1 protein-coding gene is annotated in these 1219 nt (G+C 68.7%); it reads right to left on the bottom strand.

The genetic code is table 11. The features are described from left to right. Window positions 1-18: 18 nt before the first annotated feature. Window positions 19-1219 (bottom strand): ISAzo13 family transposase (locus tag ACWFR1_RS40435; RefSeq protein ID WP_453561141.1); only part of this gene is annotated, 1201 nt, incomplete at its 5' end.

Below are 1219 nucleotides of genomic sequence, written 5' to 3'. Positions count from 1 at the left end.
CTAAGGGCCTGCCGATCATTAACCTGTCGCTTTGATCTTGCTGTCGGGGCTGCTGCTTTGGGCGGCCACTCGGGCTCGGAGGGCTGTCAGGGCGGTCGGTGGGGTGATGGCCGGCGAGATGGTGATGCCCTGTGCTTCAAGCAGTTTCCTGGTCTTCAGCAGGGTGCGGTGCATTGCGGTGCGGCTGCTGTTGAACAGAACGGCAAGAGGTTCCGCGGCCAGGTTGACGCGCAGGTGGAGCACGGTGGCCAGGACCTGGTCGGCGAAGGTGAGCCGGGGCGGGCGTCCGCGTCGGGTGTCTCCTGCCGGTGCCAGGGTGTGGATGAGGTGCTGCAGTTGGTGCGGGGCCAGGCCGGTCAGTTCGGGGTCGGACAGCAGCGCCGGGTGCCACGGCGGTGTCGGTGGCCGGCCGTTGCGGGCTGCCGGGACGGCCGGGCTCGGCTGGGGGTGCAGGGCGTAGTTCCACTCGCCGTGGAAGGTGTGCCGGGTCAGCGGCAGGGCCGCCATCTCCGCGTCGCCGACACCGACGCCGGTGGGGTAGGTGTTGGTGTCCAGCTCGGCCTTCACCCGCAGTCCGGTACGAGTGGTGGTCGCGGCGATCGACTCGAGGATGACTTCGTGGCTGGTCAGCGGGCGACCGCGCCAGTTCATCGTGATGTGGGAGAAGAGCCGGTGCTCGATCTTGTTCCACTTCGACGTGCCCGGCGGCAGGTGGCAGACCGTGATGACCAGCCCGGTTTCCGCGGCCAGGCGGGCGAGGTGGAGTTTCCAGGCCCGGGTGCGATAGCCGTTGGACCCGCCCGCGTCGGCGGTGATCAGCAGCCGGGAAGCTTGCGGGTAGTCGGCCCGGCCCTGACCGTGCCACCAGCGGCGGATCGACTCCACCGCGAACGCGGCGGTGTCGTGGTCGGTGCCGACATTGACCCAGCCGGTGTTGGCCGCCAGGTCGTAGACGCCATAAGGGATGGCCTTGCCCAGCAGCGGATCGGCGAAGTCGTGGACGCGGACCGGCACCGGATCGCCCGTGGGCCGCCAGGAACGGCCATGGTTGTGGAAGTCGCCGACCAGCTCTTTCTTCTTGGTGTCCACGCTGATCACCGGCTGGCCGGCATCCCGGTGATCACGTGCCTGCTCGTTGAGATACCGGAACTGGGCATCCCGGTCGGCATGCTGGCTGCCCTCGAGCATCTTGGCATTGGCCTGCAGCCGGAACCCCGCC

It is taken from the genome of Streptomyces sp. NPDC055103 (assembly GCF_053607625.1).
The sequence above is the reverse complement of the archived record's forward strand: the minus strand, read 5'-3'. Positions and strand labels throughout refer to the sequence as shown.